This is a genomic window from Paenibacillus taichungensis, from assembly GCF_047302525.1.
GTDB classification, from domain to species: Bacteria; Bacillota; Bacilli; order Paenibacillales; family Paenibacillaceae; genus Paenibacillus; species Paenibacillus taichungensis_B.
The window spans coordinates 6,511,806-6,527,753 of record NZ_CP168020.1 but is presented as its reverse complement, the minus strand read 5'-3'; the positions used below and the strand labels follow the sequence as shown (position 1 = coordinate 6,527,753).

Here is a 15,948-nt window from a genome sequence, read left to right as displayed (position 1 = left end):
CTTACTTGTTGACTTTGTTGTAGGATTTCCACGCCTTGTCGAGCGCATCAATCACCTGCTGCTGATCCAGTTGTCCGGAGTAGTAACCTTGCAGCGCTTTGCCTGATTCATCCTTAACTGCTTGAGGAATGGATGGATCCTGATACGCTTTGCCTTCATTAACATATTTCAGGGCATCGTCTACCCAAGGAAAACTTTTGAAGTCATGAATTTTGGCAACCGGATTGAATTTCAATGCTTCATAGAATGCACTTGAATCCTTGTCATCGAGAACATAGTTTACGAAGTCGAGTGCCACTTCCTTGTTTTTGCTGGAAGAAGATACGGCCAGTGAAGTCGATGTGCTCAGATTGATTTTGGTATCATCCGGGTTGTCATTGATCGGCAGTGGAGCTACGCCGAAGTTGATATCTGGATTGGACTTCAGGATGGTTTCCGCGAACCAAGGTCCTTGAATCCACATTGCTGCTTTGCCTGTTGCAAAGGCTGCTGAACCATCATCGCCGCCCACTTCGAGCGCTTTCTCCGTTCCATTGGCATTGACGAGATCGAAGATGTCGAACAAGGCTTTCATGTCCGAGAAGGAACCTTGATCCTGATTCATCTTATCCAAGAAGTCTTTATGTTCTGACTGAGTCAGTGCACCTACGGTAAGTGGCAGGAAGAGTTGCGGAATCCAGGCCTCTTTGTACGACAGTTCAAACGGTGTGATGTTGGCTGCTTTCAGCTTTTCCACGACCGCTTTCATTTCCGTCAAAGTCGTAGGTATCTCTATCCCCTGTTCTTTGAAAATATCCTTATTGTACAGGTATCCCCAAGATAACGTTTCCAAAGGAACGGCCACGACTTTACCCGACGCATCCGTTACGGAAGGCTTAACGGAATCCAGTAATTTATCGACAAAAGGTTGACCCGACAGGTCTTCCAGATAACCCGCTTTGCTGAACGGTGGAATTTCATTGACCGCATGAAGCGCGAACACGTCCGGTGCATCATTGGAGGCAAGTCGTGTTTTCAGAATCTGCGGCGCATTATCTGCTGGCGGCATCTCCAGTTGTACGTTGACTTCAATATTCTTTTCGGCTTTCTCCTTGGCTTTGAACTGTTCTATATATTTATCGTAATGTTCTTTCAGCCGCGGCTGTGCAATGAATACTTTGAGGGACACCGTACTGCCCGATGCAGTCCCCTCCGCCTTACCATCCGTACCCGCATTGGAACCGCAGCCTGCGAGCAGAACACTCACAAGTACCGCACTTGCTACGCTTTTCCATACTTTCATCTCTTATGACCTCCCGGTGTAACTGGTTTGTCTTTCATAGGATCATTATATATCACGAAATGAAAGCGCTTCATTGGACAAAATTAGACTCATTTATTGGATTATTTTAAACCTTAATCTAACAGTAAACTGTCTGTGAATGAATTATTTTGGGCTGTTACCTGACACACGAGGTTGTCCCTTTCGCATCTCCCCAGGCGAAACCCCGAAGTGTTTCTTGAACACCCGGTAAAAGTACGATACATCCTCATAACCTGTCATCTCGGCAATATGTTTGAATGGAATCTGATCATCCAGCACCCATTCTTTTGCTCTTGCCATGCGTAACTGGACAATATAGTCGGTCACATTCACGCCGTATTCTTTTTTGAACACCTTGCTGAGATATTCTTTGCTGACAAAAAAGATCTGAGCGAGCTGCTCTAGCGTAATCATCTCCATGCAGTGCTGCTCAATGTGTTGCTTCACCTCATCCAGGTTCAGCTTGTTCTTGAATTTGCGCTGCGCAATTAGCTGCTCCAACGAAGTATAGTAAGGCGATGATATCCAGTCCACCGCCGATGCGATGGACGCCAGAGCAGTCGGCGGCGGGAGCACAGCTGCTACAGGTTGCTCGCATAAGCCGTTGGAAACACACAGCTCGCCCAGCAGCGTCTGCAATTCGTATGCGACCCGCCCAAGCTGTTGAGGTCTTCGGATATCACTGGTATCTAGCCGGTGTTCCAGCTGCCCGAACAGCTCATGTAATCCCTGAACGTTCAAGTCGTTAAAACGCAGGCGTGCCTGCTGCTGAATCAGCGAGAACTCGCCAGAAAAAGCCGAAGGATAAGGTTCCCAGGACTCCGGCCCGGACTCGGTCTTTTCCAATTCTCGTTTACACTTGGCCAGAACGTTATTCAATTCATCGGGATTCACCGGCTTAAGCAGATAATCAGCGGCACGGTGACGAATGGCATGTTTCGCATAATTGAAATCATCATATCCGCTGACCACAATCACTTTGATATGCGGATATTGTGCGCTCAGCGTCTGGAGCAGTTCCACGCCATCTGTACCCGGCATACGCATGTCTGTAATGATAATATGGGGCTGATGCTGCTCTACCAGCCGGATCGCATCTCCGCCATCCTCTGCCTCACCTGCAACCACCATGCCAAGCTCATCCCACGTGCCCAAATTGCGCAAAATATCTCTGTTCCATGGCTCGTCGTCCACTAATACCACTCGATAATGATCCTTATTCACGAGATCTCGCCTCCTGTATGGCAAGGAATTCGAACAGTGACACTGGTTCCCTGTCCTTCCCCACTCTCCATGTTCATGCCGTATGCAGGCCCAAAGTGCATCACGATACGTGATGCGGCATTGACCAGTCCAATGCTAGTCCCCGAGCTCCATACTCTGTCTCCTTGCTGGGACAGCTTGGATAGTCTGGATTGCATCTCGGCCAGCCTCTCTTGATCCATGCCCACCCCATTATCGGAAATGCGGATGGTTACCTCATGATCTAGTCGGACAACTTCAATGTTCAATTTCCACTCTCCCTGTTTTTTCTCCAGACCATGGACAAATGCATTCTCAACAATCGGTTGCAGGGACAACTTCGGAATGTAGCAGTCATTTAACCCACCTTTAATCTCCAGTTTATATTCAAGTCTACTGCCAAAACGCTGTTTCTGGATGAGCATATAATGCTCCAACTGGTCCAATTCGGTCTGCAATGGCACGAGACCATCCGGCGCTCTGACAATATAACGGAACATCTCACTTAATGCACGAATAACTTTGTAACTGTCTGCAGGCTTCTGGGAGTACACCATACCTCCGATCATCTGCAACGTGTTTTGCAGAAAATGCGGGTGAATCTGAGACTGAAGCGCTTTGAGCTCGGCCGTCTGTTTCTCCAGATTCATGAGATAGTTATCCCGGATATGTTCCCGAATGCGGCTTGCCATACCATGCAAATTTTTCTCCAGCAGGCCAATCTCATCCACCCGACCACTGCGCACCACTTCCTTGTCCTTGATCAACTGGATTCCCTTCATGGAATTCGCCAGTCTGACAATCGGTTTGGATGTTCGCCAAGCCACAAATGCTGCCAACAACACCGAAACCACGGTAGCCAGCCCACCCACAACAAGACCATATTTCATCGTTTCCATTGCGCTCTCATTGATGACATGGGAAGGTACAATTTTGATCAGACGCATCCCTGACGGGTCAATGGCATGATAGAATACATATTCCTTCGCTGTTCGAATGAAACCGGAACTGTCCTTTGTAGCTGCAAGCTTTTCTAGTGCCTCTGCTGAAGGCTGTATCTCCTTGTTTGGCTGATAAACCGGACTTCCCGTACTATCCGCGATGTACACCGCATAATCCCCCCGGCTGTCCAGCAATTCCAGCGTCTGATTGAATTCGGCCCACTTGACTTCCAGACTGATTGCGCCGATCTGCGCCTGATCCTCGAAACGGTTCATGCTGCGGGTCATGTGGAACTTTTCCGGATCATTCGAATCATTAATAATCGTAAAGTCCTTACGCTGCTCAAAAAGTTCATGGTATGCCGAAGGAATGTCCGGGACTGATCGGATTCGGCTTTCCATTGAGTTGAAGGTGAACAACGTGTCCAGTTCCTTCAGGTATAATTCCACGCCAAATACATAGTTACCAGCCGAATAATATACACTGTTCAGCATGTTGAACACAGCCTTCTGCTCATCGAATCGGCTGGCAGCTGGAGCATCCTGATTTAATGCCAAATACTGATGAAGCTCATCACTGATCTGGATGGAATAGATGAGATTGTTCATCCGCGCGAATTGTTCACCCAAATAGATGGAGGCCCAATTCATATTCGCACGATTGGTCTCCATGATCTCTTCTTCCATGGAAGAGCGGGTATTTTCGGCCGCTACAACAGTCATGGCAATTACGGGCAGAATGGTCAGAAACGTCATGGTGAGTATTAATTTGTTGCGAATGCTGCGTTTGAACGGATCAATAAGCTTCCGATATAATTCGGTAAACACGAGGCATCCACTCCTGAGCTATGAGCTAAAATAAGATAAACGCCCCAGCATGAAGCCGAGGGCGCTTTGGTCTTGGTATTCTTTTTATAATCATTGAAAACAGACTTGTCAATTCATTTATGATTTCCCATTATTGCTCAATAATGCAGAATCCCCATGGTTCCAGCTCCATATTCTGCCCTCCGGACACCGCTGTGCCTGCAAGAAGTTCCGTTCCGTCTCCGTAGGCATTCACGAACGAAGTCGCCTGATCGGAGTAGTTAAAGAAATAACGAATCGTATTCCCTTGATCATTCACGCCGCTCTTCACGATGATTGGAAAAGCCAACTCCTGATCGGTTCCCCACAGTCTGGCTTCCTTTATGACACGCTCCAACACTTTGCGGATCACCGCGGAGCTGGTATAACATCCAACGTACGTTGCTTTGCCCTTGCCATAGGTATTCTGGGTAATTGCCGCATATTCTCCCCAGTGAGGATGATCATACCAGGCCAGCACTTCTGCAGTTGTTGGTGTGATGAGTTCCATCCAGGTGTGAATCTGATTCTGTTCCTCTCCAACCTCGAACGGATCATCTCGAAGCGACACATTTTTCGGCTCAACGAACAGGTTGTAACTGATGCCACAAGCCTCACTGATCAGTCCAGGCTGGCGGGTAGAGCGGACCTTAATATGCTCATTGGCGAATCCGCTCTTGAAGGAGTAAATGACATGCCCACCATCCTGTACAAATTGGTTCAGCCTCTCAAGCAAGGCATCAGAAGCTGCGTACAAAGCAGGTACAACGATCACATCATAGCCTTCATAACTCTCCACAGACGGATCAATCAGATCACAGCCAATGTTCATTTTGTATAATTCGTCATACATCCAGCGCACAACGTCGTTGTATTTTTTGTCACTGGTAAAATTAAATCCGAACCACTTGATCGACGTCAACGCCTCATTGCTGAACAGCACGGCTACCCGATTCGTTTTCTTCAAATTCACCAGTTGCGGGCTAAGTCTGGCAAAATCCCGGCCTATCGTTTTGGCCTCGTTGTACACCGGATTTGGTTCAAAATCATGGCTCAGCAATCCTTTCCAATACGTCTCGAACGAATTATGCAAGGAATGCCAGTGCCAGTAAGCAACCATGTTTGCTCCCGAGGCCAGGTGGCTAAACGCCTGAAGGCGAAGCTGTCCCGGATAGGGAAGCCAATGCCAGAAAGCCTGGGCTTCCGTCTCGAGTACAAGATAGTTCGATTGTTTGGTGGAACGTGCCACGTCACCGCCAAATGAAATCTCAATGCCCGTCAGATCATCCTGCGACGGATGGTAGATGTCCACACTGGTGATGTCAAAAGGTTTGGATGCGGCAAAATGGTCCACATCCCCCTGAATGCCGTACGAATACCCACGCCAGTCGAAGTCAAAGTTCTGGGTGACAAACTGACCTTCCTGTTTGTACTCATTTACAATTCCGACCTGCCACGCTAGAAAATGAGTTACCAGTTGGCGCTGGAATTTGGCAAATTCAGCTCCCAGACTGCCGTTGATTGTACCCACAACAGACGGGAAGTCCTCCCAGCTATTGATACGGTTACTCCAATAGTCGAGACCAAATTCCTTGTTCAGATCATCCAATGAGCTGAATTTGTTACGCATATATTTGACGAATTGCAATTGTACGTTATCTCCGGCAGTATTGTAATGCTTCGTTTCGTTATCCGTCTGATAGCCAATCACGGCAGGGTGTTTGCTAACACGGGAGATCAGCTTGCGAATGATGCGTTCCGCATAGAACAGATATGTTGGATGTGTGATATCCATGATCTGCCGCGCTCCATATTTCCCCGGTCCCTGTACCGTTGTTGCCAGAACATCCGGGTGCTCCTTGACCATCCACGTCGGAACAGCATACGTAGGCGTACCCACAATAACCTGAATACCCGCCGCATGCATGGCATCCAGTACACGATCAACTGAGGAGAAATTGAATACACCATTCTGTGGTTCATGCGTACTCCAGGTTGATTCCGCAATCCGCACCACGTTGATGCCTGCATCTTTCATCATCTGAATATCCTTGTCCAATCGCTCATAAGGCATATATTCATCATAGTAGGCTACCCCGTATAATAACTTGTCCATGTTAAAATCTCCTTTTCATCGCGAAGTATGTTACTCTTGGCATTTATACAAAATGAAATGATTCAATTGAAAAATGATAACGTTTACATTAATATCTATTGAAGTACATTAGACACTTAGCAATCTGGTCGAACGCCCTCCGTTCTGCAATTTTTCAATGTTGGCGTTAAACTGATTATAATGAAGTATACTATGGGTGCCGATTGTACAAGGCGAGTTGTTTTTACCCTTTTCCGAGGTGAATGTCATGGATATCCGATCGCAGCTTCGAGAAATGCCACATCATACACTGGCTCACTGGCTGCCTATTATCGACTGTAACATTAAATTCTATGGAGCGCACAGCCAACAAGTTCCATACGGTTGGGCGATGCCGGAAGAATCCCATCCGGGCTTTGAAATTATGCTGATTATAAAGGGGACCCAGGAGAGCGTGATTCACGGGTATACCTATACGGTTGAGGAAGGTTCCATTCTGCTGGTTCCACCAGGATTCAAACATACCAACCAATGTATATCATCAGACGGCATGACGTATTTCAGTGCTCATTTCAATGTGGATGATCCCGTATTTACCCTGAAGCTGATGTCACATCACAGCCGAATCTATGAGGCAGGTACAACAGATAATATGCAAATACGTCCCGTCCTGGAGAACTGGATGAACATGATCCGAACATCAGAGGCATACACTTCCACAGACAAATTTATAATGCAGGCACGCATGTTTGAATTGTTTGCCCTGTTGTCCCAGGCGGCTGACCATGAACCACTGTCCACCCGATCTGATGCTTCGCCCAATGCTCCAGCTCCCGCAGCCATGCATTATGCAGGGGCCATCGCAGAAGCCATCAAACAGGCGTTCCATACGCAGCTCCGAATCAAAGAGGGCAATGTATCCACCGTCAAAGTGGAGCAGATCATATCCTCATTTGGCATCAGTCCGGGATATGGGCTGCAGATCTTCCGCAAAGTGTACAGACAATCTCCACGGGCCTATCTGTCCAGCCTGAAGCTGCAGGAAGCTAAAGTGCTGATCGAACAGCCGAAGCTCTCTTTGGGCGAAATTGCATGGAAGCTGGGATATACCCATCTGTCGCACTTCAGTCGGCAATTCAAACGATGGACTGGCCAGAGTCCGCTTCAATATCGTAACACCGTTCAGGATATATCTAACGAATCAGGTCCTGTGCACCAGAGTTGGGGGACCGAATCGGACTAAGAAAGGTATGAGATGATAAATGAATAGATGGGTTAAGGGCCGTATGATCTGTTGCGAATATGCTCATACTCTTCCGGGGTATTCATATTACTAAGCTGAATGGCCACATTATGGACACCAGCGCTTTCCAGCTCATCGATGTCGACATATCGGCAGCCGATCTCTTCAAGCCATTGGGTTACCTTTAGTCTATTATCTATTAAACGCTGTTCAAGTTCGGGAAGAACACGTCTATGATATGCACCTGCAAGCGGATGAACACGCCCTGCCAGTCGTGGAACGATCGCATGATGCTCTTGACCTGATTCGGTGAGCCACTTCAAGCCTTTGAAAAAGGATGGCTCTAGCAGCGGCATATCACAGGCGCAGACGAGGTTCCAGTCCGTCTCAGAGACTTCCAGCGCGGCATGCAGCCCTGCAAGCGGCCCTCTTCCCGGATAATAATCCTGGACGCAGTCGTAGGGCAATGCGTTGTATGCAGCTGTGTTGGTTCCTGTGGAAACGATAATACCATCCACAGCCGGTGCCATCGCTTGGATGACCTGTCCCAGCACGCTGGAACCATTCCATTCCAACAATGCTTTATTGGAACCCATACGGCGGGATAAGCCTCCTGCCAGTATAATACCTGTCCATTCCATCGTGCTCATGGTAATCCTCCTCGTTCAATAAACTTATTCTATACATTGAATACCCTTTCAACAAATGATACATTGAAGAATATGATTCTGAAAGGAATGGCTCTATTGGATAGATATGCACCCGGAAGAGGCAATCCCTCTTTGGTTTCGCTGAAACTATATAACTTTTTCATTTATGGAGCCATTTCAATCTTCGCCGGTTTTCTTCAGTTGTATTTGCAGGAAATCGGGATGACCAAATTGGAGATTGGCAGTCTGATGGCGATTGGTCCTTTTGTATCCTTGTTCGCTAATCCATTCTGGGGCTTCTGGAGCGATAAATCACGCAATATTCGTATTATCCTGATGATGATGATGGGTGGCACCTTTGTTCTTGCTCAGGCTGTATTCTATGCGCCTACGTATGCCTGGATCTATGCAGCCATGATCTTTTTTTATTTTTTTCAAAGTCCGTTGTTTGCCCAAACCAACAGCCTGATTCTCGGTTATATCGATGGCACCACTCAGAAATTCGGTACGTTTCGTCTTTGGGGATCGCTGGGCTGGGCTTTAACCGCTGTGGCTGCCGGACCGCTGATTGACCGCCTGGGAGCGGGCAGTGTATCGATTGTCTTTGCCTTCATGATTGTCATTGCCTTTGTCTTTGCCTTGTTTCTACCCAGACAGCCGATCGCTTCAGATACACCTGTAGTGAGCTTTCGACGTTTTGGCAGGGTGATGTTCAATCCGTACTTTATGATCTTTATCGGGCTTGGGGTGCTCGTTTCCGTACCCAACGCCATGAACAGTACATTTATGTCATTATACATCGTGGAAATGGGCGGCGATAAACAGATGGTTGGCTGGGCCATCTTCACATCATCCATCCTTGAAGTGGGTGTATTCTTGCTCCTGGACCGCTTTCTCAAACGCAAAATGAGTATGCTTCTATCATCGCTCATACTGATCAGTCTGTTGTTCGCCATCCGCTGGCAGCTCATGGCCTTAGCGAACAATCCGTTAGAGATTGTGTTCATTCAGCTCATGCACTCCATTACGTTCGGTGGGTATTTCTATGTAGGGACCCAGCTGACGATGCTGTTCATTCCTAGGCCGTACCGTTCCTCTGGTCAGGCCGTGTATACGATGGCCTGGGGCGGCCTCTCTGGTGTCATTGCTGGCCTGTTCGGCGGCTGGCTGTTCCAGAGCTTTGGTGCTGAAGTGATGTATAACATCGGGGTATTCTTCTCCCTGATCGGTGCTGTTGGTTTTGCAATCATGTGGCTCTCGAATCGCCGCAATGGATACCAGCCAACTGTGTTGACGGAAATGGGTGAAAGGTAATTTTTTGTTGGCAAAAGTTGAACCTTTCAAGATTTACACTGGAGCACTACGAGGACAGAACAATCTTTCGATCGCTGTTATCCCCCGATTTTTTTGATTCTCCCTTTCTATAAGGGTAAAATCCGGTGATAAAGGCGACCGCTCCGCTTCTCCAGCTTTGTTCTGTCCTCTCCGTTATGGTTTAAATAACAAAGTTCAAACAATCAAACAAAAGATTAAGAATAGTAGTAGTAAAAAGAAAGGCGTCTCCATTGGCTTGTTGCCCAGGAGACGCCTTTTACGTTTATAGATTTAAGTTTACAGCTTAGGTGTGTAACCCTAACTTGTAGCTTGGGCCTTAAAGCTTTTAACTTCACCTATTGTTCTACCTCTGTACTTTACCTTATGCTTTTGGCAGTTGGAACGAGCTTTTCAGGGATACGACCCGGTTAAATACCGGACGGCCCGGCTCGGAATGTTTCGGATCAACGCTGAAGTAACCATGACGGAAGAACTGGAATTTATCCTGTGCTTGCGCCTCCTTCATCTCTTGCTCCACAAACCCTTGAACCACTTCAAGAGAGTTTGGATTCAATTGATCCAGGAACGTTTTCTCCGGCTGCTCTTCCAAAACCTCAGCCCCTGATACTTCCACTTCGCTATCTGCTTCCGGTGCTTCTGCGGAGATCAGAGGTTCATACAGACGGAATTCAGCTGGAACCGCTTGGCTTGCTTCCACCCAATGAATGGTTCCTTTAACTTTACGGCCTGTGAATCCACTGCCGCTCTTCGTTTCCACATCATAGGTACAATGGATTTCAGTCACATTGCCTTCTGCATCCTTAATTACATCGTTACATTTGATGAAATACGCATGTTTCAGACGAACTTCGTTGCCCGGGAACAAACGGAAATATTTGTTCGGTGGATTTTCCATGAAATCGTCTTGTTCAATATAAATCTCACGAGAGAACGGAATTTGGCGATTGCCCATCTCCGGGTTCTCCACATTGTTCTCTGCTTCGAGCCATTCGACTTGCCCTTCAGGGTAATTCGTAATGACCACTTTAAGTGGATGCAGAACAGCCATCGTACGCGGAGCTTTCAATTTCAGATCTTCACGGACAAAGTGCTCCAACGTTTGCAGATCGATGACGCCTTGGCTTTTGGAAATGCCTGTTTCGAATACGAAATCACGAATCGCTTCCGGTGTATATCCCCGGCGGCGCAGACCCGAAATCGTTGGCATGCGCGGATCATCCCATCCATCCACATGGCCTTCATCCACGAGCAGTTTCAGCTTCCGTTTACTTGTCACCATTTGCGACAGGTTCAGGCGGCCAAACTCATATTGATGTGGTTGGTTCGCCATCTCACATTCGGCAATAACCCAATCATAGAATGGACGTTGGTCCTCAAACTCCAGGGAGCAGAGGGAATGAGTTACTCCTTCAATGGCATCTTCGAGCGGATGTGCGAATGCGTACATCGGATAGATGCACCATTTGTCACCCGTATTATGATGATGTGCATGAGCAATACGGTAAATAACTGGATCACGCAGGTTGATGTTCGGTGAAGCCATATCAATCTTGGCACGCAGCACTTTCTCACCGTTCTGGAACTCGCCGGCACGCATCCGTGTGAACAGGTCCAGATTCTCTTCTACAGTGCGGTCACGGTACGGGCTATTCTTACCCGGCTCGGTGAGCGTTCCGCGCATGGCACGGATTTCGTCGGCGCTTTGGTCGTCGATGTAAGCTTTACCTTTTTGGATCAGCAAGACCGCGCGGTTGTACATTTCATCAAAATAATCGGAAGCAAAACGTTTCTCGCTCCACTCGTAGCCGAGCCATTTCACGTCTTCTTGAATCGATTGGACATACTCTACATCTTCCTTGACCGGATTCGTGTCATCGAAGCGCAGATTTGTTTTGCCGCCAAATTCGCCACCCAGTGCAAAGTTAATCCAGATCGCTTTGGCATGGCCGATATGCAGATAACCGTTCGGTTCCGGAGGAAAACGGGTAATGACTTCCTGGACTTTCCCTGACCGGAGATCTTCGGTAATAATATTTTTGATAAAGTTAGGTGGGGTTGTACGATTGTCCACAGGTATCAAACCTTTCATGAATTGATTGGAGCTTTCAGGAATTGCAGCAATTCCGGCTAAAATTCCTTTATAACGAAGTCATTTCCTGAAAAAATCTATTTTCTTGGAAAGTTTCGTACGCGTTTCATTTAAATATACCTTTAACGAGGGAGGAGTTCAATAAATAACGCCCCAAAATCAGGATCAGTTACACACAAGATAGGCCCAAAACCATTTTGACGGGTTCGCACGAATCATGTAGCATGATAGAAAAACAGAATTTAAGGGAGGGTTTCCCATTGAACGCGCTAAAACTGTCCAAAGAACAACAGGATGAAGCCATACGTACCATCCAGTCGTATTTCGAAGAGGAACGCGGCGAAGAACTGGGCGATCTGGCAGCTTGGGGTGTGCTGGATCTTTTCATGACCCAGTTGGCTCCCTTCATATATAATCAGGCACTTGTTGACGCCCGTACTACGGTGAATCAACGCATGGCCTCGATGGAAGAAGACCTGTTTGCATTGGAGCGCAAGCTACCAAAGACTTCCCGATAAACCATAATTTCAAAGAAAGAAGGTTGCACTCATGTTTACCTATTCATTGGATGAATATACCGAACTCCGCCCACTTGCCATGGAGCACACCAAACCGTTGTTCGAACTCACGGACCGCTCGCGGGATCAGTTGAGGCATTGGTTACCGTGGGTGGACAACGTGACCGAGATTGAGCATACTTCGAATTTTATCAGCAATGCATTGAAACAGGGCGCTGACAACGGCGGGTTCACCGCAGGTGTCTGGCTGAAAGGCGATCTTGCAGGCATCATCGGCTTTCACGAAATCAACTGGACCAACCGCTCGGTAAGCATCGGATACTGGCTTGGCAAAGGTTTTGAAGGTCAAGGCTTGATGACCAGCGCATGCCGCGTTCTGGTCGACTACGCTCTCGTCACCCTGGATCTGAACCGTGTCGAGATCCGTTCAGCAACCAACAACAAGCGGAGCCGGGCCATCCCTGAACGGCTTGGATTCGTCCTTGAAGGCGTTATTCGCCAGGCTGAGAAACTGCCTAAGGGCTATGTTAACCATGCGGTGTATGGCATGCTGCAGCATGAATGGGAACTTTTGCGCTAAATTAGACTTACATAATTTAATGGTCGTAGGACCAGTTTCCACTGTGAATTCCGGCCTTCACAATGGCATACATCAACTCTTAAAGCCCCTCCTACTCCACAACACGTGGAGAATAAGGAGGGGCTTATCTTATTTGCGCATTTATGCATCCATATAACTTCGAATCTGTCGATCCGACTTCTTAGAGCGCACGTACCATGCCACCATCCACCACAAGGGATGTACCTGTAATGTAAGTATTCGCTCCTGATAAGAGGAACACAACTGCTTTGGCAAACTCCTCGGGTTGACCATAACGTCCCAGTGGAATTTCCTTACGGAATTGTTCGGCAACTTCTTCCTCACTTATTCCATTCTGCTCTGCACGCGCTGCGTCCAATTCGCGTATCCGATCCGTTCCAATTCTACCCGGCGCAACCGTATTGATCAGAATGCCGTATGGCGCGAGTTCCTGTGACAAGGTCTTGGCCAATCCGAACACACCCGTACGGAACGTATTGGACAGAATCAGACCGGGGATCGGCTGCTTCACAGAGGTAGAGGCAATGTTCACAATATGTCCGCCATTCTCCTTCATGTAAGGAAGTGCACCACGAATCAGTCTGACATAGCTAAGTACATTTAATTCAAATGCACGTTCCCAATCTTCATCCGTCAATGACTCGAATGTTCCTGAAGGCGGGCCACCTGAATTGTTCACCAAAATATCAATCTGCCCAAACTGTTCGCCTGTCTTGCGAATCAGGGCATCAATATCTTCCTTGCTTGTCACATCGGTTGCACAATATTCGATACGTCCGCCGCCACCCAGCGCCAGCAGCTCCTGCTTCACCGCTGCAAGCTTCTCTTCGTTCCGGCTGGCGAGCATGACATCAGCGCCTTCTGCCGCCAATTGAGCGGCTACCGCTTTGCCCAGTCCTCGACTGGATGCAAGCACCAGCGCCTTTTTACCCCGAAGTCCCATGTCCATTGTTGTTCCTCCTTCTACTCTGTTCTATCCGTTGGTCCGGATGAAATAACTCATAAGAATATCGTCCACATACTTGCCTGCGATATAAAATTCCGACACCAGTCTGCCTTCTGTCACAAATCCACACTGTGTATAAAAAGCAATCGCCCCTGGATTGCTGGATAACACACGCAACCTAAGTTTGATGATTCCTTGTTCAAAGGCATGCTGTTTCATCGCATCCATCAGAGCTGTAGCAATACCACAGCGTCGATCATGGGGATGAACGGCGATATTAATCTCGTATACATGGCGGTTAACGGGCATTCCTGTCGGCAGATAAAAGCCTACATAACCACATACCCGCTCTCCCTGAACGGCAATCAACTGACTGCCTGGAGGACAATGCTGCAAATATTGTTGTCTGGATCGCCACTGAAACGGGGCCGGAGAGGTATGCTTATCCCATACCAATGCATCCAGTTCCATCAGTTGGGCTGCATCCTTGATCTCGGATGGCCGAATGGTATACGTATGGCTGATAAGCATAAAAATTCAACCTTTCGTGCAATAGTCGATAACACTGCGCAAAGCAGCGTTAGAAAAAACTAGCTTATTCCTTACTCGTTTCGACATTTTGCAATTGAATACGATGCAAAATGCTCCTTTAGCTTTATATTGTAGCATAGCCTCAGGCTTGACTAAAATTTCACTCGGTGGAAAGAAATGAACACTTAACCTTGCCGTAACGTCATCGTTTATACTGAATTGATAAGGAGGTGTACGTGATGAACATCAAAGAAGCCGCGGACAGACTCGGCATATCGACGAGGGCCATTCGCTTTTATGAGGAAAAAGGACTGATCTCCCCAGTCAAACAGACAAGTAACGGATATCGTACATACACCGAGAATGACATCTGGCGGCTGCAAACCATTGCAGCTCTGCGTGAGATCGGGATGTCGCTTCAGGATATCACCCAAGCGCTCGGAGAGATTGACCAGGGCAATCAGCAGCGGCTGGAAGAATATCTGGAGCTGCAGCAGGCGGTCATGTATGCCCAGTGGGTCGAGCTCAAACGCATGCTGGATACAACCCAGCACATGATTGATCTCAACCGCCAGGACGGGCCACTGGATGTCAGCCATCTGCATGATCTTGCAGACAGTGCGCGCCGCCTCAGGGAAGCCAGACAGAACTGGCATGACCGCTGGAATTACGATATGCAAGCAGCCATCCACGATCAGCGGGTACAGGCGGCGAATGGCCACCTACCAGGACAAACTACCTCAAACGTCAGCATTGATTCGGGACCTGGAGCCATGCAAGCAACGGTTGAGTCGGATCGAGAAGGCGAGCCAGATCATAACGTTGATGAAGTTCGCAGCCAGAAGAATAGCCGGACAGCACACAGGCCAAACAGCAATACAACGTATCCAGAAGATGCAGGATTAAGATCGGAAGATTTGGGAGTAGGAGTAGATGCAGTACCTTTCAATATATATGACAACTATGACGGAGCGCTGGAGCAGACAGCAAGCTGGATATCTCCTGTGCCCGGCGAAAAAGGACTTGATATCGGTACAGGCACGGGGAATTTGGCAGGCAAACTGTTAGAACGCGGCGCAGCGATGACCGCCATCGATCAATCTCGCGAGATGCTGCGTACATGCCGCACCAAATATCCAGAGATGCATGTGAAGCTTGGCAACTTTCTGGCGTTGCCTTTCGCCGACCAGTCCTTCGATTTTGTCGTATCCAGCTTCGCCTTCCATCATCTGAGCCCAGACCAGCAACAGTTGGCGTTACACGAAATGCAGCGAGTGTTAACTGCACGTGGACGGATCTGCCTGACAGATCTGATGTTCGCTGATGCAGCTCACCGTCACACGTATATCCAACAGGCTGAGGCAGCAGGTCGTGAGGACCAATTGCAAACGATAAGGGAACGTCATTTCCCGCTGCTGGACGGCCTGTGCGTCTCGCTGGAGGACGCAGGCTATGTGACGAAGCATATACGCCATAATGCGCTTCTGCACACGTTGCTGGCCGTTCCTTTGCGTTAGAATGATCATCCCACCGTAACGAGTTCCCCTGACCCGCCAATGAATCCTTCTCAAATAAAAAAAGGTCACCCTGCCTGTTAAGGAGGATGAC

Annotated in this window: 13 protein-coding genes; 5 read left to right on the top strand and 8 right to left on the bottom strand. The window is 48.1% G+C overall.

Annotated elements, in window-relative coordinates:
* Window position 1: 1 nt before the first annotated feature.
* The 4 genes from ACDJ58_RS29565 to ACDJ58_RS29550 form a co-directional block, all read right to left on the bottom strand.
* Window positions 2-1,282: an ABC transporter substrate-binding protein gene (locus ACDJ58_RS29565; protein WP_413374278.1), complete on the bottom strand. Its 1,281-nt coding sequence runs from the start codon at window positions 1,280-1,282 to the stop codon at window positions 2-4.
* A gap of 144 nt (window positions 1,283-1,426) precedes the next feature.
* On the bottom strand, window positions 1,427-2,527 hold the full coding sequence (locus ACDJ58_RS29560; protein ID WP_413374277.1) for a response regulator transcription factor: 1,101 nt from the start codon (window positions 2,525-2,527) through the stop codon (window positions 1,427-1,429).
* Window positions 2,524-4,314, bottom strand: coding sequence for a sensor histidine kinase (locus tag ACDJ58_RS29555; RefSeq protein WP_413374276.1), 1,791 nt, complete (start codon window positions 4,312-4,314; stop codon window positions 2,524-2,526). The genes ACDJ58_RS29560 and ACDJ58_RS29555 overlap by 4 nt, the downstream gene beginning before the upstream one ends.
* 130 nt (window positions 4,315-4,444) lie before the next feature.
* Window positions 4,445-6,448, bottom strand: a complete 2,004-nt coding sequence (locus ACDJ58_RS29550) for a beta-galactosidase (RefSeq protein ID WP_413374275.1) — start codon at window positions 6,446-6,448, stop codon at window positions 4,445-4,447.
* 247 nt (window positions 6,449-6,695) lie between these two features.
* Between ACDJ58_RS29550 and ACDJ58_RS29545 the strand changes: the two genes are divergently transcribed.
* Window positions 6,696-7,670: an AraC family transcriptional regulator gene (locus ACDJ58_RS29545; protein ID WP_413374274.1), complete on the top strand. Its 975-nt coding sequence runs from the start codon at window positions 6,696-6,698 to the stop codon at window positions 7,668-7,670.
* 32 nt (window positions 7,671-7,702) lie between these two features.
* Here the strand turns inward: ACDJ58_RS29545 and ACDJ58_RS29540 are convergent, their stop codons facing one another.
* Window positions 7,703-8,320, bottom strand: a complete 618-nt coding sequence (locus tag ACDJ58_RS29540; RefSeq protein ID WP_413374272.1) for a molybdenum cofactor guanylyltransferase — start codon at window positions 8,318-8,320, stop codon at window positions 7,703-7,705.
* Window positions 8,321-8,407: 87 nt separating this feature from the next.
* Here ACDJ58_RS29540 and ACDJ58_RS29535 point away from each other — a divergent pair, with 87 nt between their 5' ends.
* The gene (locus tag ACDJ58_RS29535) at window positions 8,408-9,634 is read left to right on the top strand and encodes an MFS transporter (protein WP_063566968.1); all 1,227 of its coding nucleotides are present in this window, start codon (window positions 8,408-8,410) and stop codon (window positions 9,632-9,634) included.
* A 382-nt stretch (window positions 9,635-10,016) separates the two neighbouring features.
* Here the strand turns inward: ACDJ58_RS29535 and ACDJ58_RS29530 are convergent, their stop codons facing one another.
* The gene (locus ACDJ58_RS29530; RefSeq protein ID WP_413374271.1) at window positions 10,017-11,744 is read right to left on the bottom strand and encodes a glutamine--tRNA ligase/YqeY domain fusion protein; all 1,728 of its coding nucleotides are present in this window, start codon (window positions 11,742-11,744) and stop codon (window positions 10,017-10,019) included.
* A gap of 260 nt (window positions 11,745-12,004) precedes the next feature.
* Here ACDJ58_RS29530 and ACDJ58_RS29525 point away from each other — a divergent pair, with 260 nt between their 5' ends.
* Together ACDJ58_RS29525 and ACDJ58_RS29520 are read left to right on the top strand one after the other, a co-directional pair.
* On the top strand, window positions 12,005-12,262 hold the full coding sequence (locus tag ACDJ58_RS29525) for a DUF2164 domain-containing protein (RefSeq protein WP_413374270.1): 258 nt from the start codon (window positions 12,005-12,007) through the stop codon (window positions 12,260-12,262).
* Window positions 12,263-12,293: 31 nt separating this feature from the next.
* Complete coding sequence (locus tag ACDJ58_RS29520; RefSeq protein ID WP_076287542.1) at window positions 12,294-12,842, top strand: GNAT family N-acetyltransferase; 549 nt, start codon at window positions 12,294-12,296, stop codon at window positions 12,840-12,842.
* Between the two features lie 181 nt (window positions 12,843-13,023).
* Here ACDJ58_RS29520 and ACDJ58_RS29515 read toward each other — a convergent pair whose 3' ends face one another.
* Complete coding sequence (locus ACDJ58_RS29515) at window positions 13,024-13,812, bottom strand: SDR family oxidoreductase (RefSeq protein WP_063566925.1); 789 nt, start codon at window positions 13,810-13,812, stop codon at window positions 13,024-13,026.
* 24 nt (window positions 13,813-13,836) lie between these two features.
* A complete protein-coding gene (locus tag ACDJ58_RS29510) occupies window positions 13,837-14,340 on the bottom strand; it encodes an N-acetyltransferase family protein (protein WP_413374269.1) in 504 nt (167 codons plus the stop codon).
* A gap of 239 nt (window positions 14,341-14,579) precedes the next feature.
* On the opposite strand from ACDJ58_RS29510, the gene ACDJ58_RS29505 reads away from it, so the two are divergent.
* Complete coding sequence (locus ACDJ58_RS29505) at window positions 14,580-15,857, top strand: methyltransferase domain-containing protein (RefSeq protein ID WP_413374268.1); 1,278 nt, start codon at window positions 14,580-14,582, stop codon at window positions 15,855-15,857.
* Window positions 15,858-15,948: the final 91 nt, after the last annotated feature.

What these genes read in the sequence shown, in the direction of transcription:
- ACDJ58_RS29530 (WP_413374271.1), bottom strand. Translation starts at nt 11,744, where the DNA reads ATGAAAGGTTTGATACCTGTGGACAATCGTACAACCCCACCTAACTTT.
- ACDJ58_RS29520 (WP_076287542.1), top strand. Translation starts at nt 12,294, where the DNA reads ATGTTTACCTATTCATTGGATGAATATACCGAACTCCGCCCACTTGCC.
- ACDJ58_RS29510 (WP_413374269.1), bottom strand. Translation starts at nt 14,340, where the DNA reads ATGCTTATCAGCCATACGTATACCATTCGGCCATCCGAGATCAAGGAT.
- ACDJ58_RS29545 (WP_413374274.1), top strand. Translation starts at nt 6,696, where the DNA reads ATGGATATCCGATCGCAGCTTCGAGAAATGCCACATCATACACTGGCT.
- ACDJ58_RS29515 (WP_063566925.1), bottom strand. Translation starts at nt 13,812, where the DNA reads ATGGACATGGGACTTCGGGGTAAAAAGGCGCTGGTGCTTGCATCCAGT.
- ACDJ58_RS29535 (WP_063566968.1), top strand. Translation starts at nt 8,408, where the DNA reads ATGGCTCTATTGGATAGATATGCACCCGGAAGAGGCAATCCCTCTTTG.
- ACDJ58_RS29565 (WP_413374278.1), bottom strand. Translation starts at nt 1,282, where the DNA reads ATGAAAGTATGGAAAAGCGTAGCAAGTGCGGTACTTGTGAGTGTTCTG.
- ACDJ58_RS29540 (WP_413374272.1), bottom strand. Translation starts at nt 8,320, where the DNA reads ATGAGCACGATGGAATGGACAGGTATTATACTGGCAGGAGGCTTATCC.
- ACDJ58_RS29550 (WP_413374275.1), bottom strand. Translation starts at nt 6,448, where the DNA reads ATGGACAAGTTATTATACGGGGTAGCCTACTATGATGAATATATGCCT.
- ACDJ58_RS29505 (WP_413374268.1), top strand. Translation starts at nt 14,580, where the DNA reads ATGAACATCAAAGAAGCCGCGGACAGACTCGGCATATCGACGAGGGCC.